The 20,030-nt window shown below is 74.3% G+C and carries 20 protein-coding genes; 13 read left to right on the top strand and 7 right to left on the bottom strand.

The genetic code is table 11. From position 1 onward, the window contains the following. Positions 1-14: 14 nt before the first annotated feature. Both IH09_RS04585 and IH09_RS04580 read right to left on the bottom strand, forming a co-directional pair. Positions 15-200, bottom strand: a complete 186-nt coding sequence (locus IH09_RS04585) for a hypothetical protein (protein ID WP_052854250.1) — start codon at positions 198-200, stop codon at positions 15-17. A 164-nt stretch (positions 201-364) separates the two neighbouring features. Continuing rightward, positions 365-1,141, bottom strand: a complete 777-nt coding sequence (locus IH09_RS04580; protein ID WP_052854248.1) for a GNAT family N-acetyltransferase — start codon at positions 1,139-1,141, stop codon at positions 365-367. Positions 1,142-1,366: 225 nt separating this feature from the next. Here IH09_RS04580 and IH09_RS04575 point away from each other — a divergent pair, with 225 nt between their 5' ends. From IH09_RS04575 to IH09_RS04540, 8 genes are all read left to right on the top strand, one after another. Further along, a complete protein-coding gene (locus IH09_RS04575; RefSeq protein ID WP_404827227.1) occupies positions 1,367-3,322 on the top strand; it encodes an MFS transporter in 1,956 nt (651 codons plus the stop codon). Continuing rightward, positions 3,322-3,816, top strand: coding sequence for a MarR family winged helix-turn-helix transcriptional regulator (locus IH09_RS04570; RefSeq protein ID WP_052854246.1), 495 nt, complete (start codon positions 3,322-3,324; stop codon positions 3,814-3,816). The genes IH09_RS04575 and IH09_RS04570 overlap by 1 nt, the downstream gene beginning before the upstream one ends. A 63-nt stretch (positions 3,817-3,879) precedes the next feature. Further along, positions 3,880-4,623, top strand: a complete 744-nt coding sequence (locus IH09_RS04565; RefSeq protein ID WP_052854244.1) for a dienelactone hydrolase family protein — start codon at positions 3,880-3,882, stop codon at positions 4,621-4,623. A gap of 62 nt (positions 4,624-4,685) precedes the next feature. Continuing rightward, the gene (locus IH09_RS04560; protein ID WP_052854242.1) at positions 4,686-4,970 is read left to right on the top strand and encodes a DUF6295 family protein; all 285 of its coding nucleotides are present in this window, start codon (positions 4,686-4,688) and stop codon (positions 4,968-4,970) included. A 461-nt stretch (positions 4,971-5,431) separates the two neighbouring features. Further along, complete coding sequence (locus tag IH09_RS04555; RefSeq protein ID WP_052854240.1) at positions 5,432-5,941, top strand: molybdopterin-binding protein; 510 nt, start codon at positions 5,432-5,434, stop codon at positions 5,939-5,941. Between the two features lie 161 nt (positions 5,942-6,102). Further along, positions 6,103-6,498 (top strand): TOBE domain-containing protein, encoded by a 396-nt coding sequence (locus IH09_RS04550; RefSeq protein ID WP_052854238.1) that lies wholly within the window; start codon positions 6,103-6,105, stop codon positions 6,496-6,498. A gap of 100 nt (positions 6,499-6,598) precedes the next feature. Further along, positions 6,599-7,402 (top strand): molybdate ABC transporter substrate-binding protein, encoded by an 804-nt coding sequence (modA, locus tag IH09_RS04545; RefSeq protein WP_052854237.1) that lies wholly within the window; start codon positions 6,599-6,601, stop codon positions 7,400-7,402. A gap of 199 nt (positions 7,403-7,601) precedes the next feature. Then, positions 7,602-9,599 (top strand): ABC transporter permease, encoded by a 1,998-nt coding sequence (locus IH09_RS04540; protein WP_052854234.1) that lies wholly within the window; start codon positions 7,602-7,604, stop codon positions 9,597-9,599. A gap of 73 nt (positions 9,600-9,672) precedes the next feature. Here IH09_RS04540 and IH09_RS04535 read toward each other — a convergent pair whose 3' ends face one another. Together IH09_RS04535 and IH09_RS40550 are read right to left on the bottom strand one after the other, a co-directional pair. Further along, the gene (locus IH09_RS04535) at positions 9,673-10,119 is read right to left on the bottom strand and encodes a nitroreductase family deazaflavin-dependent oxidoreductase (RefSeq protein WP_052854487.1); all 447 of its coding nucleotides are present in this window, start codon (positions 10,117-10,119) and stop codon (positions 9,673-9,675) included. A 29-nt stretch (positions 10,120-10,148) separates the two neighbouring features. After that, the gene (locus IH09_RS40550; RefSeq protein WP_094791098.1) at positions 10,149-10,625 is read right to left on the bottom strand and encodes a TetR family transcriptional regulator; all 477 of its coding nucleotides are present in this window, start codon (positions 10,623-10,625) and stop codon (positions 10,149-10,151) included. Positions 10,626-10,661: 36 nt separating this feature from the next. On the opposite strand from IH09_RS40550, the gene IH09_RS04530 reads away from it, so the two are divergent. Together IH09_RS04530 and IH09_RS04525 are read left to right on the top strand one after the other, a co-directional pair. Further along, positions 10,662-12,167 (top strand): APC family permease, encoded by a 1,506-nt coding sequence (locus IH09_RS04530; RefSeq protein WP_052854231.1) that lies wholly within the window; start codon positions 10,662-10,664, stop codon positions 12,165-12,167. A 139-nt stretch (positions 12,168-12,306) separates the two neighbouring features. Continuing rightward, entirely contained in the window at positions 12,307-13,947 is a 1,641-nt protein-coding gene (locus tag IH09_RS04525; RefSeq protein WP_052854229.1) for an amidohydrolase, read from the top strand. 278 nt (positions 13,948-14,225) lie between these two features. Here IH09_RS04525 and IH09_RS04520 read toward each other — a convergent pair whose 3' ends face one another. Continuing rightward, positions 14,226-15,146, bottom strand: a complete 921-nt coding sequence (locus tag IH09_RS04520; protein WP_052854226.1) for a UbiA family prenyltransferase — start codon at positions 15,144-15,146, stop codon at positions 14,226-14,228. A 289-nt stretch (positions 15,147-15,435) separates the two neighbouring features. Here IH09_RS04520 and IH09_RS04515 point away from each other — a divergent pair, with 289 nt between their 5' ends. From IH09_RS04515 to IH09_RS04505, 3 genes are all read left to right on the top strand, one after another. Next, positions 15,436-16,491, top strand: a complete 1,056-nt coding sequence (locus IH09_RS04515) for a type III polyketide synthase (protein WP_052854222.1) — start codon at positions 15,436-15,438, stop codon at positions 16,489-16,491. A gap of 130 nt (positions 16,492-16,621) precedes the next feature. Next, the gene (locus tag IH09_RS04510) at positions 16,622-17,179 is read left to right on the top strand and encodes an isoprenylcysteine carboxyl methyltransferase family protein (protein WP_052854219.1); all 558 of its coding nucleotides are present in this window, start codon (positions 16,622-16,624) and stop codon (positions 17,177-17,179) included. Next, positions 17,176-18,189, top strand: coding sequence for an NAD(P)/FAD-dependent oxidoreductase (locus IH09_RS04505; RefSeq protein ID WP_052854217.1), 1,014 nt, complete (start codon positions 17,176-17,178; stop codon positions 18,187-18,189). The genes IH09_RS04510 and IH09_RS04505 overlap by 4 nt, the downstream gene beginning before the upstream one ends. Before the next feature lie 34 nt (positions 18,190-18,223). On the opposite strand, the gene IH09_RS04500 is transcribed toward IH09_RS04505, so the two are convergent. Both IH09_RS04500 and IH09_RS04495 read right to left on the bottom strand, forming a co-directional pair. Beyond that, positions 18,224-18,520 carry a hypothetical protein gene (locus IH09_RS04500; RefSeq protein ID WP_052854215.1) on the bottom strand — a complete coding sequence of 99 codons (297 nt, stop codon included), beginning with the start codon at positions 18,518-18,520 and terminating at the stop codon, positions 18,224-18,226. 242 nt (positions 18,521-18,762) lie between these two features. Then, positions 18,763-19,983, bottom strand: a complete 1,221-nt coding sequence (locus tag IH09_RS04495) for an erythromycin esterase family protein (RefSeq protein ID WP_052854213.1) — start codon at positions 19,981-19,983, stop codon at positions 18,763-18,765. Between the last annotated feature and the right edge of the window lie 47 nt (positions 19,984-20,030).

The following is a 20,030-nucleotide window of genomic DNA, read 5'->3' as shown; positions in this document are numbered from 1 at the left end:
CCAACGCAGGTCCCTTATCGGGCGTCCGTCTTCGGCCGCGGAGTGGGCGGCGAGATCAGGAGCAGGCCGAGGAGCAGTAGCCCTCCACCGCACTCGCGGGTGTCCCGGAAGACGGCGTCGGGTTCGGCGGAGTCCACCAGATTCTCGACCTCCGCGGTAAGGGTTACCGACTCGGCCGGTGCTGTGCGGTCCGTAATCATGCGATCAACTCCTTCTACGGGAGATCCCAGCGTTACATCCGGCACATTTCGCCGCAAACGGTAGAAACCGCCCCTGCGGTATTTTCCCGCCCGCTCCGGTCTCGGTGCGACGGCGGCCACCCTGCCCAACTCCCTTGCGGTACAGGGTCGGTGGCGTCCGCCCGTCAGGGGCGGTGGAGGTACGGGGTGGCCGTGCTCAGCTCGGCGAAGCCCAGGCGCCGCAGGATCGGGCGGCTTTGGTCGGAGGCGTCCACCCGCAGGTAGCGCACCCCGCGTTCGGCGGCGAGCCGGGCGCGGTGGGCGATCAGCGCCCGGTAGATGCCGCGGCCGCGCCAGGCGGACAGCGTGCCGCCGCCCCACAGCCCCGCGAAGTCCGTCCCCGGCACCCACTCCAGCCGCGCCCCGGACACCGGCTCGTCAGCGGCCATCACGACGGTGAGGGCGAGCGCGTCCGGATCCGCCGCGAGCCGGGCGAGCAGCCGGTCCCGCAGCCGGCCGCCGGGCGCGCCGAACACCTCCTCGTGCACCCGCACCAGCAGCTCCACCCCGGCCGGGTCCGTCACCGGCAGCAACCGTACGTCCGGGGGCAGTTCGACCTCCTTCGGCAGCCCGGCCACCTCGGCGACCATCAGCGTCTCCGCCGGTTCGGGCTGGAAACCGGCCGCCCGCAGCCGCGCGGCGAGGTCGGCGGGCCGGTCGTGCGCGTACACCGTCCACTCGAACTCGCGGTCCATCGCGGCGAAGTGCCGCACCTGCGCGGCGATCGCCGCGTCGGCGGTGGCCTCGGTCAGCTCCGACCAGAGGATGCCGTTCCAGTCGGTGGGCCCGCCGGTCTGGCGCACCACACCGCCGGTCCGCTCGACCTGGGCGGCGGCGGAATCGGGCGGCGCCGCACGCCGCAGCTGCCGGTCGAGGAGGGCGCGTACCGCATCAAGATCCATCCGCACATTGGAGCACCGGGACGCGGGCGGGCCAACCGGATATTTCCGCCCGCGCGGCCGTCCGCCCGCACCCGTCCGCGCGGGACGGGCAGGTGGTGCCGCGCCGGCACCGGGAGCGCGGTACGCGGTATGCGGAACGCTGGCCGGACGCCGGGGGCGGGACTAAATTGGTTGACGTCAAGCAAGTGAATCTCCCGGTGTACCTCCCGATGGGAGTGGTGTCCCGTGGGAAAGACCGTCGCGGCGGTGACCGGCCCGAGCCCGGGGCCGCGCTTCGTACCCGGCCCGCGCTACAAATGGGTCGCCCTGTCGAACACGACCCTCGGCATGCTGATCGCCTCCATCAACATGTCGATCATGCTGATCGCGCTGCCCGACATCTTCCGCGGCATCGGAGTGAATCCCCTCCAGCCCGGGAACACGGGCCTGCTGCTCTGGCTGATCATGGGCTATCTGGTCGTCACCGCCGTCCTCGTGGTGAGCTTCGGCCGGCTCGGCGACATGTACGGCAGGACCCGGATGTACAACCTGGGCTTCGCCGTCTTCACCGTCTTCTCCGTACTGCTCTCGGTGACCTGGCAGCACGGCACGGCCGGCGCCCTGTGGCTGATCGGCATGCGCGTCCTGCAAGGCATCGGCGGCGCGATGCTGATGGCGAACGCCAACGCGATCCTCACCGACGCCTTCCCCGCCCGGCAGCGCGGCCTCGCCCTGGGCCTGAACCAGGTGGCGGGCATCGCCGGGTCGTTCCTCGGGCTGGTCCTCGGCGGGCTGCTCGGCCCCGTCGACTGGCGGCTGGTCTTCCTGGTGTCGGTGCCGTTCGGCGTCTTCGGCACGGTCTGGGCCTATCGGAAACTGCGCGACACCGGTATCCGCACCCCGGCCCGGCCCGACTGGTGGGGCAACCTCACCTTCGCGGTGGGCCTGATCGCCGTGCTGACCGGCATCACGTACGGCATCCAGCCCTACGGCGGGCACACCATGGGCTGGACCAGCCCCGCGGTGGTCGCCGCGCTGGCCGGCGGGGTGGCGATGCTGGCCGTCTGCTGTGTGATCGAGACGAAGGTGCCCGCACCGATGTTCCGGCTGGACCTGTTCCGCATCCGCGCGTTCACCGCGGGGAACCTCGCCAGCCTGCTCGCCGCGCTCGGCCGCGGCGGCCTGATGTTCATCCTGATCATCTGGCTGCAGGGCATCTGGCTGCCCCGGCACGGCTACAGCTTCACCCAGACACCGCTCTGGGCGGGTATCTACATGCTGCCGCTGACCCTCGGCTTCCTGGTGGCCGGACCGGTGTCCGGCTGGGCCTCGGACCGGTTCGGCGCCCGGACCTTCGCCACCGGCGGCATGCTGCTGGCGGCCGGTACGTTCGTCGCGCTGCAAGCGCTGCCGGTCGATTTCGACTACCCGGGCTTCGCGCTGATCCTGCTGCTCAACGGCATCGGCATGGGCCTGTTCGCGGCGCCGAACCGGGCCGCCGTCATGAACAGCCTGCCCCCCGACCAGCGCGGCGTCGGCGCCGGTATCAGCACCACCTTCCAGAACTCCGCCATGGTGCTGTCCATCGGCATCTTCTTCTCCCTGATGATCGCGGGGCTGGCATCCGCGCTGCCCGGCGCCCTCACCCACGGCCTGACCGCGCAGGGCGTCCCGGCGGCCGACACCGCCAAGGTCGCGGCGCTGCCGCCGGTGGGCGTGCTGTTCGCCTCCCTGCTGGGCTACAACCCGGTGCAGACCCTGCTCGGCCCGCACGTCCTGAGCCAGTTGCCGGCCGGCCACGCCGCGTACCTGACCGGCCGCGAGTTCTTCCCCCGGCTGATCTCCCCGCCGTTCGCCGACGGGCTGGCCGTCGCCTTCGACTTCGCCATCGCCGCCTGCCTGATCGCGGCCGTCGCCTCGCTGCTGCGCGGCGGGCGCTACATCCATGACGAGCGGGTCCACGAGGAGCGTCGCCAGGACCGGACCGGCCGCGACGGGCCGTACGACCACCGCCGTCACGACGACCGGACCGGGGACCCGGCGCTGCGGGGGCGGGGACCCGGTGCCACGGCCGTATCCGCGGGCCCGGTGACCGGCCCCGATCCGGCGACCGGTCCCGGTCCGGCCACCGGCCCCGCCCCGGCGCCGCCCCCCGCACCGGGCCGCCCCGGGAACCCGCCGGACCGCCCCGGGAGCCCCTGATGGACACCACCGGGCGGCCGGCGGAGACCGCGGAGCTGGCCGGGCGACTGCGCGCGGTGATACAGCATCTGCTGCCGCTGCTCCGCGGCCATGACGTGCACGCCGATCTCACCCCCAGCAGGCTGACCGCCCTCGCCGTACTCGCCGCCCACGGCCCGCTGCGCGTCAGCGGCCTCGCCGCCCGCATGAACATCGCGCTGTCCACCGCCTCCCGCATGGTGGATCTGCTCGACGACTGCGGCTGGATCGCCCGCCGGCCCGACCCCGACGACCAGCGGGCCACCCTCCTCAGCCTCGACGAAGCCGGCCGGACCCTGCTCGACGCGGTACGCCGGGAGACCACCAGCCGGCTCGCCGAGGAGATAGCCGGGCTGCCCCAGGACCGGCAGCGCCTGCTGTACGCGGCGCTCCCGGCCCTCGAAGACCTCGCGGAACGGGCGCAGCGGCCCGGCCCCCGCAGGCCGGCCCCGGACCCCGTCGACGCCACCTCCTGAAACCCGTCACCCCGGCGGCCGAGGGCAGCCGCCCCGCCGCCGTGCCCGAGCCGAGGATCCGCCATGTACGACGCACTGCTCGCCGAGACCATCACCCTCACCGGCCACGACGGCGACGCCATCGAGGCGTACACCGCACGCCCGCTCACCCCCGGACCCACCGGCGGCGTGGTCGTCATCCACCACATGCCCGGCTACGACCGGGCCACCAAGGAGATCACCCGCCGGTTCGCCGCGGAGGGCTACGCCGCCGTCTGCCCCAATCTCTACAGCCGCGAGGCGCCCGGCGCGGACCCGGACGACGCGGCGGCCGCGGCCCGCGCCCGGGGCGGCGTCCCCGACGCACGCCTGGTCGGGGACGTGGCGGGCGCCGCCCGCTATCTGCGCGGGCTCTCCTCCGCCAACGGGCGCGTCGGGACCATCGGTTACTGCTCCGGCGGCCGCCAGTCCTTCCTCGCGGCGTGCAGCCTGGATCTCCAGGCCGCCGTGGACTGCTACGGGGCGTTCGTCGCCGGCCGCCCGCCCCACGATTTCCCGGTACCGGCCGAACCGCTGCTCCACCTCACCGAGAACCTCTCCTGTCCGCTGCTCGGCCTGTTCGGCGCCGAGGACCAGCACCCGTCCCCGGCCGAGACCGCGGAACTGGAGGAGGCGCTGACGGCGCACCGCAAGACGTACGAGTTCCACACCTATGACGGCGCCGGGCACGCCTTCTTCGCGGTGGACCGGCCCAGCTACCGCCCGCAGACCGCGGTCGAGGGCTGGGGCCGCGTCCTGGACTTCTTCGGCCGCCACCTCGCGGGCTGAACCCCGCTCCGCCACACACGTCTCGTCCACACCAGCACTCCACGGAAGGCGACACCGCCACCATGTGCACCTACCTCACCGAGAAGATCGCGATCGACGGCAGCGGCAAGGGCGCGCAGGGGTACTTCGCCCTCAGCGAGGCCATGGTCTACGTCGACCACCCCCAGCACGCCCCCTACGAGCACACCGTCAACATCGACTTCCTCAACCCCGCGCAGGGCCCCGCGGCGCGGGTGGCCGTCGAACTCACCGAAGAGGCCGCGCTCGCCCTCGTCGAGGCGATCCGCCACGCCCTGGACGTCGCGCCGCCCGGTCTCGCCTCCGCCGCCGGTACCCCGGGCCGCTGATCCGCCGGGCGCGGCGCCCGCGACCACCGAAGCGGGCGCCGGTGTGCGGCCGGTTCCCTCGTGAACCATGCGACGGGCACCGGCGCCGACGTCGGCCGGCCCCGCGGCGGACCCGCGAGGGCCGGCGGTCCGCCGCGAGGCCCCCCGCGGCGCCCGTGGTGGGTCTGCGCGTTGCCCATACGGCCGGAGGACGCTCTGGGTCAACCCGGACATGCCGCCCGTAGGCGGTGGTTCACCTCGCATCGGCGAGGTAAAGAAGCGCAAGGAGGTGGCAGACGCGGTTCATCGGCGGGGCGGTCGGGCATCACAGGGGGGCAGCCGCCGCGCGGACCGCCTGGAGGGGGACATCCATGAGCCGGACCGGCACGCCGTCCCGCACCTCGCCCATAGACACCACGCCTGGATGCCCCACATCCGGGTGCCCCACTCCCGTATGCCCCACGTCCGGGTGTGCCGCGCCCGTGGATGCCACGGCCGCCGGAGCCGATCCCGGCGCCGCCGTCCCCCGGCGTCTTCTGATCGGTGGTCAGGTGTGCCGCCCGGCCTCGCTGACCGTCGCCGATCTCCGGGAGCGGTGGGCGCAGCACCGCGCCCGGGTGGTCTTCGACTGCGCCACCAGCGGGCCGCGCCGGCACACCTTCGAAGGGCCGCTGCTGCGGGAGGTGGTGGGCGACGCGGGCCCCGCCTTCGACGTCCGGCGGCGCAAGGACCGCTCCCGGTTCCTGCTCTCCGTCACGGGCGGGGACGGGCATCACGCCGTGCTGGCCTGGGCGGAGATCGACGCCGACTTCGGCGCTGCGCCGGTGCTGCTGGCCGCCTCCCTGGACGGGCGCGGACTGGACACGGCGGGCAGTCAGCTGGTGGTGCCCACCGACCGCTGCGGGGCGCGCTACATCAGCGCGATCACCGGCATCTGGGTCGGGACCTGGGAGGCCGCCGGGGAGTGTGACGGCGGTCCCGGAGAACGGTGAGGAAGCGGCCCGGCGGAGAGGCCACAGCGCGGGGGAGGGGCGGTGGCCGGAAGGGCCGCCGATTCCTCCCTCGGCCCCTTTCGTTGTATGCCCTGGCATCTGCTGGGCGAGATGGTCTTATGAATTGCAAATACCAGCCAATGGCGAATATGTTGTCGCATATGCAGTCCTACACGATCGGCCAGGCGGCGCGTCTGCTGGGCGTCAGCCCCGACACCGCCCGCCGCTGGGCGGACGCCGGAAAGGTCGCGACCCATCGCGACGAGAGCGGCCGCCGCCTCATCGACGGCCGTGACCTGGCCGCCTTCTCCGTCGAGGTCGCCCAGAACGGCAGCGGCGAGGAGGACATCTCGTACACCTCCGCCCGGAACGCCTTCCCCGGCATCGTCACCGCCGTGAAACTCGGCGATGTGGCCGCCCAGGTCGAGATCCAGGCGGGCCCGCACCGCCTGGTGTCCCTGCTGACCCGGGAAGCGGTGGAGGAACTGGGCCTGGAAGTGGGCATGCAGGCCACCGCCCGCGTGAAGTCCACCAATGTGCATATCGACCGCACCTGAGCCACCGCGCCGACCGAGCGGCGCCGGCCGTCCCCGGCGCGGCTCGTCCCTACCCGCTCGGGCGGCACCGGTCGCCCCGCGTCCCAAGGAGTCCCGCCCCATGTCCCTCGCCTTCACCGGGCGCCGCGCCGCCGCCGCGATCGTCACCGCCGCGCTGCTCGTCCCGCTCGCCGCATGCGGCAACAAGGACGACGGCGCGAAGGCCGGCGGTGCCGAGAAGTCCGGCGGCAGCGCCGCCAAGGCGGACCTCACCGTGCTGGCCGCCGCCTCGCTGACCGACGTCTTCAAGACCGCGGGCGCCGCCTACGAGAAGTCGCACCCGGGCACCAAGGTGAAGTTCTCCTTCGCCGGTTCGCAGGAACTGGCCGCCCAGGTCAAGCAGGGCGCCCCCGCCGACGCCCTGGTCACCGCCGACACCAAGACCATGGACGGGCTCAAGGCGGACACCGGCACCCCGGCCGTCATCGCCAAGAACCGCCTGGTCATCGCGGTGGGCAAGGACAACCCGAAGAAGATCCACGACCTCAAGGACCTCACCGGCAGCAACCTCAAGGTCGTCCTCGCCGCTCCCGAGGTACCGGTCGGCCGCTACAGCAAGAAGGTCCTGGACCAGCAGCACCTCGCGGTGCACCCGGTCTCCCAGGAGCCCAACGTCCGCGCCGTGCTGAGCAAGGTGGAACTGGGCGAGGCCGACGCCGGCATCGTCTACAAGACGGACGCCGCGACCGCGCCCGGCAAGGTCGAGGCCATCGACATCCCCGACGCGCAGAACGCCGTTGCCGACTACCCGGCCGCGACCCTGAAGACGTCCAAGAACAGCGCGGCCGCGGCCGCGTTCGTGACGTGGCTGAACACGCCCGAGGCACAGCAGATCCTGCAGAAGGCGGGCTTCCAGAAGCCGTAGGCAGCCGTCGGCCCCACGGCGTACGGCCCACGGTGCGTACCGCCGCACGCCGCACGGAGCTGTCCGGATCGGGGGACCGGACAGCGCCGTGCGGCCGTCCGGCCCGCGCCCTGCGCACCCCGCGCCCTCCGCGCCACCGCCGTACGCGTCCCGTCCGCCCGCCCCGATCCGTCCGCCGACCCCGATCCCAGGACCTCCGATGAGACGCCCCCGCACCCGCACGCCCGGCACCCGTACCCCGGTCGCCCTGGCCGTGCCCGCACTCCTGGCGATCGCGTTCCTGCTGATGCCGCTGATCGGCATCCTCGCCCGCACCTCCTGGGGCGAGCTGGGCACCCACCTCACCAGCCCCGGCGTCACCGAGGCCCTCCGGCTCTCGCTGCTCGTCTCCTTCTGGGCGCTGGGGCTGTCCCTGCTGCTCGGAGTGCCGCTGGCCTGGCTGCTGGCCCGGGTCACGTTCCCCGGCAAGACCCTGGTGCGCACCCTGGTGCTGCTGCCGATGGTCCTGCCGCCCACGGTCGGCGGAGTCGCCCTGCTCCTCGGCTTCGGCCGCCGCGGTCTGCTCGGCCCCTGGCTGGAGGACACCTTCGGTCTCACCCTGCCCTTCCACACCTCGGGCGCGGTGGTGGCGGCCACCTTCGTCGCGATGCCGTTCCTGGTCATCAGCCTGGAGGGCACACTCGCCGGACTGCGCCCCGCCTACGAGGAGACGGCGGCCTCGCTCGGCGCCTCGCCGGTACGGGTCTTCTGCACCGTCACCCTCCCCATGGTCGCCCCCGGGCTCGCCGCCGGCGCCGCGCTGACCTGGGCGCGCGCCCTCGGCGAGTTCGGCGCCACCATCACCTTCGCGGGCAATCTGCCCGGGACGACCCAGACGCTGCCCCTCCAGGTCTATCTGCTGCTCCAGGACTCCCCGGAAGCCGCCACCTCCGTCTCCCTGCTGCTGCTCGCCATCGCCATGGCCGTCCTCATCGGCCTGCGCGGCCGCTGGACCGGGGGCGCCACCGTCCGCCCCCGCCGCGCCCCGCGCGCCGCGGCACGCCCCGCCGACGACGCGCACCCGGCGCCGCCACCGCCCGCCGGGACCGACCGGCACCGCACCGGGGACGACGGCCACCCCCGCCCGGAACCCGCGGCCCCGAAGCCCCCCGCCCCGCAGGAGCGCTGGCCGCTGCACGCCGAGGTCACCGGCTTCAACCAGCTGACCCTCGACGCCGATCCGGGCACCACCATCGCCGTCGTCGGCCCCAACGGCGCCGGCAAGACCACACTGCTGCGCGCCCTGCTCGGCCTCACCCCGCGCGCCCGCGCGGCCCTGCGGCTCGGCGGCACCGACGCCGGCGCGCTGCCCCCGCACCGTCGCGGCGTCGCCTGGGTGCCCCAGGACGGCGCGCTCTTCCCGCACCTGAGCGCGCTGACCAACACGGCGTACGGGCTGCGCGCGCAGCGCGTCCCGCGCGCCGAGGCCCGCCGCGAGGCCCAGTGGTGGCTGGACCGGCTGGACGTCGGCCACCTCGCCCACCGCAAGCCCGCCCAGCTCTCCGGCGGCCAGGCCCAACGCGTCGCGCTGGCCCGCGCGCTGGCCGCCCGGCCCCGGCTCCTGCTGCTCGACGAGCCGCTCGCGGCCCTGGACCAGACCACCCGCGCCCATGTCCGGCACACTCTGCGCACCCACCTCGCGGGCTTCGGCGGGGTCTGCCTGATCGTCACCCACGACCCGGTCGAGGCGGTCTCCCTGGCCGACCGCGTCCTCGTCCTGGAGGACGGCCGCACCCTCCAGGACGCCCCGCCCGCCGAGGTCACCCGCCGCCCGCACTCTCCCTGGGTCGCCCGGATGCTCGGCCGGAACGCCTGGCCCGGCACCGCCACCGCCGACGGTCTCGCGCCGGCCGGCGGCGGCCGGCTCGTCGTCGCGGAGAGCCTCCCGGCCGGCACCCGGGCGCTGGCGATCATCGCGCCCGAGGCCGTCTCCGTCCACCGCGACAAACCCGGAGGCAGCCCGCGCAACGTCTGGCCGGGCACCATCCGCGAGATCACCTCGGCGGGCAGCCGGCTGCGGATCCTGATCAGCTCGACCGAGGTGCCCGACCTCGTCGCCGAGATCACCCCGCAGGCGGCCCTCGAACTCGGCCTGGCCGACGGCGTACCGGTGTGGACCGGCGTCAAGGCCACCGAAGTCTCCCTCGTCCCCCGCTGACCGGCGCCGGACGGCACGGTGCCCCATGGACCCGGGGACGGGAACATGGGGCACGGCGGCACCAGGCAGCTGGTCAGTGGCCGGCGGGCGTCGCCTCCAGGACGAAGACGGGGATCTCGCGGGCCGTCTTCCGCTGGTAGTCGGCGTAGTCGGGGAACGCCGCGACCGCGCGCTCCCACCACACCGCCTTCTCCTCACCGGTCACCTCACGCGCCGTCATGTCCTGGCGCACCGGGCCGTCCTGGAGCTCCACCCGGGGGTCGGCCACGATGTTGTGGTACCAGACCGGGTGCTTGGGGGCGCCGCCCAGTGAGGCGACCGCGGCGTACGCCCCCTGGTGCTCCACCCGCATCAGCGGGCTCTTGCGGATCTTGCCGCTCTTCGAGCCCCGGGTGGTCAGGACGATGACGGGCATGTCCCGCAACGTCGTGCCCTCGGTGCCGCCGGAGCTCTCGTACAACGCGACCTGGTCGCGCACCCACTGCGTAGGGCTCGGCTCGTACTCACCCTCAAGAGGCATGCTGCCCGTCCCCTCATCGAAGAATTGATTCATCGGCACAGGGCCGCGGCGGCGGGCCGCCGCGGGCCGTCATGACGATCGCTCAACAACCCGGAGCCGCGCAATCTTCCCCGCTCCGCCGCCGTGTCGGGCGAGCGCGCGCGAGCACGCCGGACCGCCACCGCGCACCCGCCCCGGCGACTCAGGCGCGTGCCTCGGCGAGTGACCAGCCGCCGTACGCCCTCGACGACCGCCGCCCGGCCCGTGACGTGGTGGTAGAGCGACGGCGTCCTGATCCCCAGCCGCGCCGCGAGCCGGGGCAGGCTGAACGCGTCGGCGCCCTCGGCGTCGATCAGCGCGAGCGCCTCCCGGTGATCCGGTCCGTGCCGAGCAGCGGTGTGTGCGGCCTCCCCATGGCCCGACTTCCCTCCTCGCGCGGCCCGGACGGCCCGCCGGGATCCGGTTCCCCCGAGGTCTTCCCCGCGGACCGTGTGCCGCGTACGGTCTCCCCACAAAACTAAAGCCATTAGTTAAGAGGGTCGCGCATGAGCCCGCAGCCGTCCATGTCTTCATCGCATTCATTGCATTCCTCGTATTCATCCGTTTCATCGCCCACCGCTCCGTCCACGGCCTCGTCCACCGCCGCCGGCGCGCTCGAAAAGGGCGCCATCGGCACCGGTGACCTGGTCTTCTTCGTGGTGGCCGCGGCCGCGCCGCTGACCGTGATGGCCGGTGTCGCCCCGGTGGCGATCGGTATGGCGGGCCAGGCTGCGCCCCTCGGCTATCTGATCTCCGGTCTGCTGCTCATCGTCTTCGCCGCCGGTTTCACCGCGATGAGCCGGTACGTCCGCAACGCCGGCGCGTTCTACGCGTACATCGGCCGCGGTCTCGGCCGGGCCGTCGGGGTGGGCTCGGCCTATGTGGCGCTCCTCGCGTACAACGCCATCGAGGTCGGACTGCTCGCCGTCTTCGGCTGGTTCACCGAGTCCGGCTTCCACGAGCTGACGGGCGTCCGCGTCTCCTGGTGGGTCTGGGCGCTCTCGGGGCTGGCCGCCATCGGCGCCCTCGGCTATCTCAAGGTCACCCTCAGCGCCAAGGTGCTCGGCGTCGCGCTCGCCCTCGAAGTGCTGGTCCTGCTGGTGTTCGAGGCGGGGGTGTTCGCGCACGGCGGCGGGCCCGACGGCCCCCGGCTCGGCGCGCTCTCGCCCGAGCACCTCGCCAACGCGGGCGTGGGCGGCATGTTCGTGCTCGCCGTCGGCGCGTTCATCGGCTTCGAGGCGACCGCGATCTACGCCGAGGAGGTGCGCCGGCCGGAGCGTTCGGTGCCGCGCGCGACGTATATCGCCGTCGGCTTCCTCGCGCTCTTCTACACCTTCACGGTCTGGACGATCATCAACGCCTTCGGCGCGGACCGGGTGCAGGCGGTGGCGAACGGCGCGGGCGGCACCGACATGGTCTTCACCGCCACCGAGCGGTTCGCCGGCGCCTGGGCCGCTGACGCCATGCATCTGCTCGTCATCAGCAGCGCGTTCGCCGCCGTCCTCGCCTTCCACAACGGCGCCACCCGCTACTTCTACGCCCTGGGCCGCGAGGGACTGCTGCCCCGCCGCCTCGGCACCGTGACGGCGGGGACCAGATCGCCGGCCGCCGCGGTCCTCCTCCAGTCCGCGCTCGGGCTCGCCGGGGTGCTGGCCACCATCGCCACCGGAGCGGACCCGTACGCCGTCACCTTCCTGTGGACCAACGGCACCGGCATCCTGGGCATCATGATCATGCAGGCGCTCGCCGCGCTCGCCGTGTACGGCTTCTTCCGCCGCGACCGCCGGGGGCTGCCCGCCTGGCGGGTGGTGGCGGCGCCACTGCTGGCCGGCGCCGGGCTCGCCGTGCTGATCGTCCTGGTGTGCCGCAACCTCGGCCTGCTGACCGGCGCTTCGGCCGGGATCAACGCCGCGCTCCTCGTCCCCCTGCCGCTCGCGTTCGCCGCCGGACTGGCCGTCGCGCTGCGCATCCGGCGCCGCGACCCGCAGCGGTACGCGCTGCTCACCACGGTGGACGCCGAACGCGGCTGACCTCCGGCACCACACACCACCGTGGTGTGGCGCCGCCCGCCGCGACGCGGCACTTCACTCCTGTCGCAAAGCGGCGCACCGTACGCCACACGGCACCGCTGCCGGTGCGACACCGCGACACCGAGAGGAACCAGCTGACATGGCAGCCACGACGGGGACCCTGCTCTTCCGGGGGACGGTACGTACCGGCGACGGCGCGGACGGCCGCGGCGACAGCACCGCGCTCGCCGTACGCGACGGCAGGGTGGTCGCACTCGGCGCGCAGGCCGAGGCCATGGCGCCGGCCGCCACGGAACTGGTCGACCTCGGCGGCGGGTTGCTCACGGCGGCCTTCGGGGACGGCCACGCCCACCCGATGTTCGGCGGTCTGGAGGAGGCGGGACCGCGGATCAAGGGGCTGGCGACGGTCGACGCGGTCGTCTCCGAGGTCGGGCGCTGGGCCGCCGCGCACCCGGACGAGGAGTGGATCGTCGGCGCCTCCTACGACCCGGCGCTCGCGCCCGACGGCGAGTTCGACGCCCGCTGGCTGGACGCGGCCGTACCCGACCGGCCGGCCGTCCTGCGCGCGGACGACTACCACACGGTGTGGTGCAACACCGAGGCGCTGCGCCGGGCCGGGGTCGACGGGACGACGCCCGACCCGCCGCTCGGCCGGATAGTCCGGCGCCCCGACGGCACCCCCATGGGCACCCTGCGCGAGTGGCACGCCTGCGACCTCGTCCTCGACAGGCTCCCCGCACGGCCGGTGGACGAACTGGTCCAGGCGCTGCGGGTGGCCGGCGCGCACTACGCCCGAGCGGGGCTGACCTGGGTCCAGGACGCCTGGGTCGAACCGGAGATGGTGCGTCCGTACCTGGAGGCGGCCTGGCGCGACGCCCTGGCGTTCCGGGTGAACCTCGCCCAGCGCGCCGACCCCGACCGCTGGCGCGCGCAGCGGGCACCGTTCGCCGCGGTCCGGTGGCGGGTCGAGGCCGCGGGCAGCGCCCTGCTCTCCGCGCGCACCGTGAAGTTCTTCTGCGACGGCGTCATCGAGGGCGGTACCGCGGCGGTGCTGGCGCCGTACCGGGACGCCCCGCACACCTGCGGTATGCCGGTCTGGCCCGCGGCGGAACTCGCCGCGGCCGTCCGCGCCTTCGACGCCGACGGGTTCCAGGTGCACCTCCACGCCATCGGCGACGCGGGCGTACGCACCGCCCTCGACGCGATCGCCGCCGCGGTGGCGGCCAACCCGGCCTGGGACCGGCGCCCGGTGATCACCCATGTGCAGCTCGCCGACCCCGTCGACCTGCCGCGCTTCGCGGCCCTGGGCGTGATCGCGAACTTCGAACCGCTCTGGGCCCAACTGGACCCGCTCCAGACCGAGTTGAGCATTCCGCGGCTGGGTGCGGCGCGCGCGGCGTTGCAGTACCCGATGGGGGATCTGGCGCGCGCGGGGACGCGGCTCTCCTTCGGCAGCGACTGGCCCGTCTCCTCCCACGAGCCGCTGGCCGGTATCCAGGTCGCGGTGACCCGCCGCACCTTCGACGGCGAGCCCCGCGACGGCTGGACGGCCCATCAGCGGCTGACGGCCGGCCAGGCACTCGACGCTTACACCTCCGGCGTGGCCCACCAGGCATACGCCGACGACCGCACCCGGCTGGCGCCCGGCACCCCCGCGGATCTGGTCTGGCTGTCGGACGACCCACGCACCGTCGATCCGATGCGGATCCGGCACATCCGCGTCCTGGGCACCTGGCTCGCGGGCCGCCCGACTTATCGCGATACCGACGGCACCGGCTGAGTGCTGCGCCGCACGCTGACCGCGCGCCGATGGTGACGGCCGGGACGGCGGTGGCCGTCCTCGTTGCCCGACGTGCGGCCCCGCCGTCTCCCGGTGGCGGGCGGGGACCGGACGAGGCGGCGCACGCCGACCCCGTACGGACCGACGGCCCGGTGCCCGTCCCGCCCCTCCCGGTTCCGCATCGCCTCCCCTCACCGGGGCCTTGTACGCGTAGCGCAACGGTGGTCCGCCGGGCGACGTGCCCGCACCGCCGTGGCGCGGTGGCCGACCGCCGTACCTCAGCCGGTGGCCATGCCCTGCCGCAGCAGCAGGACGACGCCGACCGCCGCGACGACGACCGCCGCGGCGAACGGCACCTTCGGCCGGGTCCGGCCCAGCAGCGCCCCGCCGGCCGCCACGATCACCGCCGCGGCCACGGCGAACGGCCCGGCGGCACCGGCCGGGCCGGGCCGCCCGAACGCCAGCACCGCGGTCGCCGCCACCAGCGGTACCGGCAGCAGCAGGCCCGACCGGTGCCGGCCCAGCCGCTGCGGCCAGCCGTGCACCCCCGTGGCCAGGTCGTCGGCGATGTCCGGCAGCACATTGGCCAGATGCGCGCCGACCCCGAGCAGCGCGGCCCCGAGGACCGTCCACCACGGCGGCCAGGGCCGGCCCGGCAGGCCCAGCACCACGAAGGCGGGGAGCGAGGCGAACCCCGCGGCGTACGGCAGCCAGGACAGCACGGTCGACTTCAGCCCCAGGTTGTACGCCCAGCCCGCGCCGACCCCGGCCAGATGCACCGCCCCCGCGAGCGGCCCGCAGGCGAAGGAGAGCGGCAGGCAGAGCGCGAGGGCGGCACCTGCCGCGGTCCGTACGGCACCCGCGGTCACCGCGCCCGCCACCACCGCCTTGGTGCGCCGGCCGACGGCGGTGTCGCGGGCGGCGTCCACCGCGTCATTGCTCCAGCCGACCGACAACTGCCCCGCCAGCACCGCGGCGACCACCAGCAGCACTCCGGGTCCGGTCCGCCCGGCGGCCACTGCCAGCCCGCCCGTCAGGAGCGTGACCGCCGCGGCCGGCCCCGGGTGACAGGCCCTCAGCAACGAGCACACCGCACCCGCCGCCCGTGGCCCGCGGCGGTCCGGCGCACACGGACCCCGCGCCGCCGCGCCGGCGTCCGGCGCCCGGTCGGCGGTGCCCGCCCGGTCCATGGCATCCACGCGGTCATGCTAGGTATGCGCACCACGGCCGGGGCGCAGCGCCATGCCGCCGGCCCGGACCGGAGGTGTGACGAGGCGCGCCGGGCCCCGCGGTCCGGCACCGCCGACGTGATCCGGGCGGACCGCGGCCGGACGCGCGGGCCGCCCACCCGTCGCCCGTGCCGCCTCGGAGGCCCCCGCGGACCGCGGCTGCGGCCGGACGGGCGACTTCGGCAGGGGCGCGGTGTCGGGCGGCCGCGGCCAGGGGCATGTGTCGCGGGGTGACCCCTCTCCCGACCCCGGACCGCAGATGACCCACATCGCAGCCGTCCACGGAGTGCTGGCCCCGCACCGGTACGCCCAACGTGAGATCACGGACATGGTCGCCCGGACCTGTCTGCCCGTCGGGGCCGACCACCGCGCCCTCTACCGGATGCACCGGCGAGTGGGGGTACGCGCCCGCCATATGACGCTGCCGCTCGACCGGTATGCCGGCCTCGGCGACTTCGGCGCCGCCAACGACACCTTCATCACCACCGCGGTGGACCTCGGCGCCGACGCCGTCGGCGCGGCGCTGGACACGGCGGGGCTCTCACCGCGCGACGTCGATCTGCTGATGTTCACCTCGGTGACCGGTATCGCCGCGCCGTCCGTCGACGCGCGCCTGGTGGGCCGGCTCGGGCTGCGCCGGGACGTCAAACGGCTGCCGGTCTTCGGCCTGGGCTGTGCGGCGGGGGCCGCGGGCCTCGCCCGGCTGCACGACTACCTGCTCGGCAGGCCCGATGACGTGGCGGTACTGCTGTCGGTGGAACTGTGCACGCTCACCCTCCAGCGCGCCGACACGGCACCGGCCAACCTCATCGCCACCGGACTCTTCGGGGACGGCGCGGCCGCCGTCGTCGCCTGCGGTACGCGCCGGGCGGTGGCCGGCGGGCCGACCGTGGTGGCCGGCCGCAGCCAGCTCTACCCCGGCACCGAGGACGCGATGGGGTGGGGCATCTCCGGCTCCGGTTTCCGCGTCGTACTGGGCGCCGGCATCCCCGAGCTCGTACGGGAGAACCTCGCCGCCGACGTCGACGCCTTCCTCGCCGACCACGGGCTGCGCCGCGCGGACATCACCGCCTGGGTCTGCCACCCCGGCGGCCCGAAGGTGCTGGACGCGTTGGCCGAATCCCTTGCCCTCCCCGACGGCGCCCTCGACCTCAGCCGCCGCTCACTGGCGGACGTGGGCAACCTCTCCTCCGCGTCCGTGCTGCACGTACTGCGCGACACGTTGGCCGAGCGCCGGCCACCCGCCGGTACCCCGGGGCTGCTGCTCGCCATGGGGCCCGGGTTCTGCTCCGAACTGGTGCTGCTGCGCTGGTAGGGAGGGGGACGGCTGGCAGGAAGGGGACACCCGAACCGAACCGACCGGACGGCGGACACCTGATGCGACGGCACGGCGGACTCCCGCTCCGGCGGGACGGCGGACACCTGACCCGGAGGGACGGGGACACATGATCTGGTACACCCTGCTGGTGCTCGCCGTCGGCGCCGAGCGGATCGCCGAACTCGCCGTCGCGCGCCGCAACACCCGCTGGAGCCTGGCCCACGGCGCCATCGAGGCCGGACACCGGCACTATCCGGCCATGGTCGCCCTGCACTGCGGACTGCTGGCCGGCTGCCTGGTGGAAGCGTGGACGGCCGGCCGGCCGTTCGACGCCGTACTGGGCTGGACGATGACCGCCGTCGTGGCCGCCGCGCAGGCGCTGCGCTGGTGGTGCATCCGCACCCTGGGACCGCGCTGGAACACCCGCGTCCTCGTCGTGCCCGGTCTGCCCCTGGTGAGCGCGGGCCCGTACCGCCGGCTGCGCCACCCCAACTACGTGGCCGTGGTGGCGGAAGGGCTCGCCCTGCCCCTGGTGCGCGGGGCCTGGCTGACCGCACTCGCCTTCGGCGTCCTCAACGCCGCGCTGCTGACCGTACGGATCCGGTGCGAGAACCGGGCACTCGTCCGCAGCCGCATGTCAACGGGCCTGCGTGCACCGGCCGTTACCCCGGACTCGGGACAGTGATCGACCTGCTGATCGCGGGCGGCGGACCGGCCGGGCTGGCCACCGCCGTGCACGCGGCGCGGGCCGGGATGGAGACGGTGGTGGTCGAACCGCGCGGCACACCGGTGGACAAGGCGTGCGGCGAGGGCATCATGCCCGGCGGGGTACGCGCCCTGACCGACCTGGGCGCAGAGGTCACCGGCCACCCGCTGCGCGGTGTCCGCTACCTGGACGGAGCGCACCGCGCGCAGGCGTCCTTCCGCGGCGGCACCGGGCTGGGCGTGCGCCGTACGGTGCTGCACGCCGCGCTGTCCCGGCGGGCCGCCGAAGCCGGCGTCACGATCCTGCCCGGCCGGGTCGGCGAGGTACGCCAGAGCGCCGACCGGGTATACGCCGCGGGCCTGCGGGCGCGCTGGCTGGTCGCCGCGGACGGCCTCCACTCACCCGTCCGGCGCGCCCTCGGCCTGGACCTGCCCGACCCCCGTCCCCGGCGCTACGGCCTGCGGCGGCACTACCGCGTGGCACCGTGGTCGGACTTCATCGAGGTGCACTGGTCCCGTTGCGGTGAGGCGTATGTGACCCCGGTCGGCGAGGAGTTGGTCGGCGTGGCCGTACTCGGCACGGCCCGGCGCGGCTTCGACGACCTGCTGCTCGGTTTCCCCCATTTGGCGCCGCTCCTGGCCGGCCCCCCGGACGGCGCGGTACGCGGGGCCGGCCCGCTCCGTCAGCGGGTCGCCCGCCGCACCGCGGGCCGGGTGCTGCTCGTGGGTGACGCGGCGGGCTACGTCGATGCCCTCACCGGTGAGGGCATCGCCCTCGCCCTCGCATCGGCGGCCGCCGCCGTCCGCTGCCTGGCGGCGGGCCGCCCGGAGGCGTACGAGAGCCGGTGGCGCCGTCTGTCGCGCCGCCACCGGCTGCTGACGGAGGCACTCGTCCGGGCGAGCGGCCATCCCGCCGCCGCCCGGCGGATCGTACCGACCGCGGCCAGGCTGCCGGCCGTCTTCGCGGCGGCGGTGCACGCCCTTCAGTGAGGACACGGCCCGCGCCCGGCGGCGGAGATCCCGGTTAGGGCGCGCACAGCCTGTTCAGGTCGTTGACGTCGTTCTTCAGCGCCTCGACGCCGGAGCCGCCGCCGGGGTGGCTGTTCACGAAGTTCTGTGCGGCGTTGCGTACGGACTGCCAATCGTTGGCGCCGGTCGGGGCACCGGCCTGCGCCAGATGCTGCTTGGTGATGCGCACCGCGTCCGAACACGTACCCGCCGCCGGCACCGAAGCTGCCTGCGCCGTGGGGGCGACGCATACCAGGGTGCCGAACGCGACGGCACCGACGATGCCGGAGACCGCGAGCCTGCGAATCTTCATCTGTCCTGCCTCTCACCGGACCTGCGGCGCTCGCCTGGGCCGGTACGCCCGGAGAGCGCCCTGCAAGTGGCGCCTTGCCTCATCCGGTTTTGCTCACACGCAGACCGGACCGCGTTCGCCCACGAGCGCCGCAAGTACCCCCGGACGGGTGACGGGACGGGCCTGTGCCCGCCGCCCGTCAACCCCGGCCGCCGAACACTTCCGTCCGGCGCCGGGCCCCACCAAGATTCCCCGGGCAAGCCCTACCGTTCCCGAGGCACGTCCTTGACGAACACGATGCCGTCGCTGTCCGCCAAGTGGGCCGGGTCGAGCGGGGCGTAGCCGAACCAGGGGGAGACGCGGGGCGCGGGCGGCGTGTCGCCGAGGGCGGTGGCAAGCCGCGGGGCGTCGATGACGCAGCGGTCCTCCGGGAGCGCGTACAGGAGCCCTTCGACGGTGTCCGGCGGCGGGGTGTCCACGCCCTGGTGCCGGATCGTGCCGAGGGCCGTGGCCACGAAGGCGTACTCCTCGCCGAGCCGGGCGCTCACCAGCGCACCGGCGCCCCACCACTCCAGCGGCCTCCCGCCCATCCGCATCGAGCTCTTGGCCCGTTGGAGATGGCTGTTGTGGGCGTGGACGAGTGCCGGGCCCCGTCCGGCGATGGCGAGGAGGTTGTGAGCCATCATCTGGTCCCGGACACCGGCAAGTTGTGTCATGCGGGCCGGTGAGGTGTCGGCCATCCAGTGGTGGTAGCGCAGCAGGCCGGTCGCGGTGCGCCCGTACAGGCGCGCCCGGTCCCAGGCGTCCGGCGAGTCCGCCGTGATCAGATGCGGCGTCTGCGCGTCGAGCAGCGCCACCAGATCGTCGGCGAGCAGCCGCAGTTGGCCGGCCTCTGCCGACCGCCCCGTGGATTGGGACGGATCCATCATCGCGGCGGGGTCGGTCCACCGGTCGTCGGCGCCGAGCAGGCGGTCGAGAGTTTCCGCGGTACAGGGGAGCAGGTCCGCGTCCACCCGGGCCGCGAGGTAGCCGTGGAGCGCGGTGAGGGCCTGCCGGGGGCTCGCGGCGTGGGTGATCTCCAGCGGGCCGTCGAAACCGGCGAAGCGGAGCCGCTCGGACGCGGGCCGGCCGTCGTTGGCGGCGCGGACGTTGTAGGCGCGCATCCAGCGCACGAGCTCACGGTTGGCCGCGGAGGCGCCCCAGCCGTGGCTGATTCCCCGCTCCACGACCTCGCCGAGGGTGCCCGTGCCCGAGGTGACGTAGTCGTCCACGGTCAGGCCCGCCAGGCAGTCGCTCTCGATCGCGATCGTCCGGTAGCCCTCCTGCTCGACGAGTTGCCGGAAGAGTTCGTTGCGCAGATCGAGCAGCGTGTCCTCGCGGTGGGTGGGCTCGCCCAGGGCGAGCAGCCGCGGCCGGGCCGGCAGCAGCCCCATGACGGCGGCGGCCTCGACGGCATGGACGGTGTCCTTGATGTCAGTAGCCATGCCTTCAACGGTATCGTTGAACCTTCGGTGGAAACTTGTCCGCGATA

This window comes from Streptomyces celluloflavus (genome assembly GCA_000720995.1).
GTDB classification, from domain to species: Bacteria; Actinomycetota; Actinomycetes; order Streptomycetales; family Streptomycetaceae; genus Streptomyces; species Streptomyces celluloflavus.
Note: the sequence above shows the minus strand (reverse complement) of the source record. Positions and strands in the feature narration are given on the sequence as shown.

What these genes read in the sequence shown, in the direction of transcription:
- IH09_RS04550 (WP_052854238.1), top strand. Translation starts at nt 6,103, where the DNA reads ATGCAGTCCTACACGATCGGCCAGGCGGCGCGTCTGCTGGGCGTCAGC.
- IH09_RS04535 (WP_052854487.1), bottom strand. Translation starts at nt 10,119, where the DNA reads ATGCCTCTTGAGGGTGAGTACGAGCCGAGCCCTACGCAGTGGGTGCGC.
- IH09_RS04570 (WP_052854246.1), top strand. Translation starts at nt 3,322, where the DNA reads ATGGACACCACCGGGCGGCCGGCGGAGACCGCGGAGCTGGCCGGGCGA.
- IH09_RS04585 (WP_052854250.1), bottom strand. Translation starts at nt 200, where the DNA reads ATGATTACGGACCGCACAGCACCGGCCGAGTCGGTAACCCTTACCGCG.
- IH09_RS04540 (WP_052854234.1), top strand. Translation starts at nt 7,602, where the DNA reads ATGAGACGCCCCCGCACCCGCACGCCCGGCACCCGTACCCCGGTCGCC.
- IH09_RS40550 (WP_094791098.1), bottom strand. Translation starts at nt 10,625, where the DNA reads ATGGCTTTAGTTTTGTGGGGAGACCGTACGCGGCACACGGTCCGCGGG.
- IH09_RS04510 (WP_052854219.1), top strand. Translation starts at nt 16,622, where the DNA reads ATGATCTGGTACACCCTGCTGGTGCTCGCCGTCGGCGCCGAGCGGATC.
- IH09_RS04515 (WP_052854222.1), top strand. Translation starts at nt 15,436, where the DNA reads ATGACCCACATCGCAGCCGTCCACGGAGTGCTGGCCCCGCACCGGTAC.
- IH09_RS04525 (WP_052854229.1), top strand. Translation starts at nt 12,307, where the DNA reads ATGGCAGCCACGACGGGGACCCTGCTCTTCCGGGGGACGGTACGTACC.
- IH09_RS04495 (WP_052854213.1), bottom strand. Translation starts at nt 19,983, where the DNA reads ATGGCTACTGACATCAAGGACACCGTCCATGCCGTCGAGGCCGCCGCC.
- IH09_RS04530 (WP_052854231.1), top strand. Translation starts at nt 10,662, where the DNA reads ATGTCTTCATCGCATTCATTGCATTCCTCGTATTCATCCGTTTCATCG.
- IH09_RS04560 (WP_052854242.1), top strand. Translation starts at nt 4,686, where the DNA reads ATGTGCACCTACCTCACCGAGAAGATCGCGATCGACGGCAGCGGCAAG.
- IH09_RS04565 (WP_052854244.1), top strand. Translation starts at nt 3,880, where the DNA reads ATGTACGACGCACTGCTCGCCGAGACCATCACCCTCACCGGCCACGAC.
- modA (WP_052854237.1), top strand. Translation starts at nt 6,599, where the DNA reads ATGTCCCTCGCCTTCACCGGGCGCCGCGCCGCCGCCGCGATCGTCACC.
- IH09_RS04580 (WP_052854248.1), bottom strand. Translation starts at nt 1,141, where the DNA reads ATGGATCTTGATGCGGTACGCGCCCTCCTCGACCGGCAGCTGCGGCGT.
- IH09_RS04500 (WP_052854215.1), bottom strand. Translation starts at nt 18,520, where the DNA reads ATGAAGATTCGCAGGCTCGCGGTCTCCGGCATCGTCGGTGCCGTCGCG.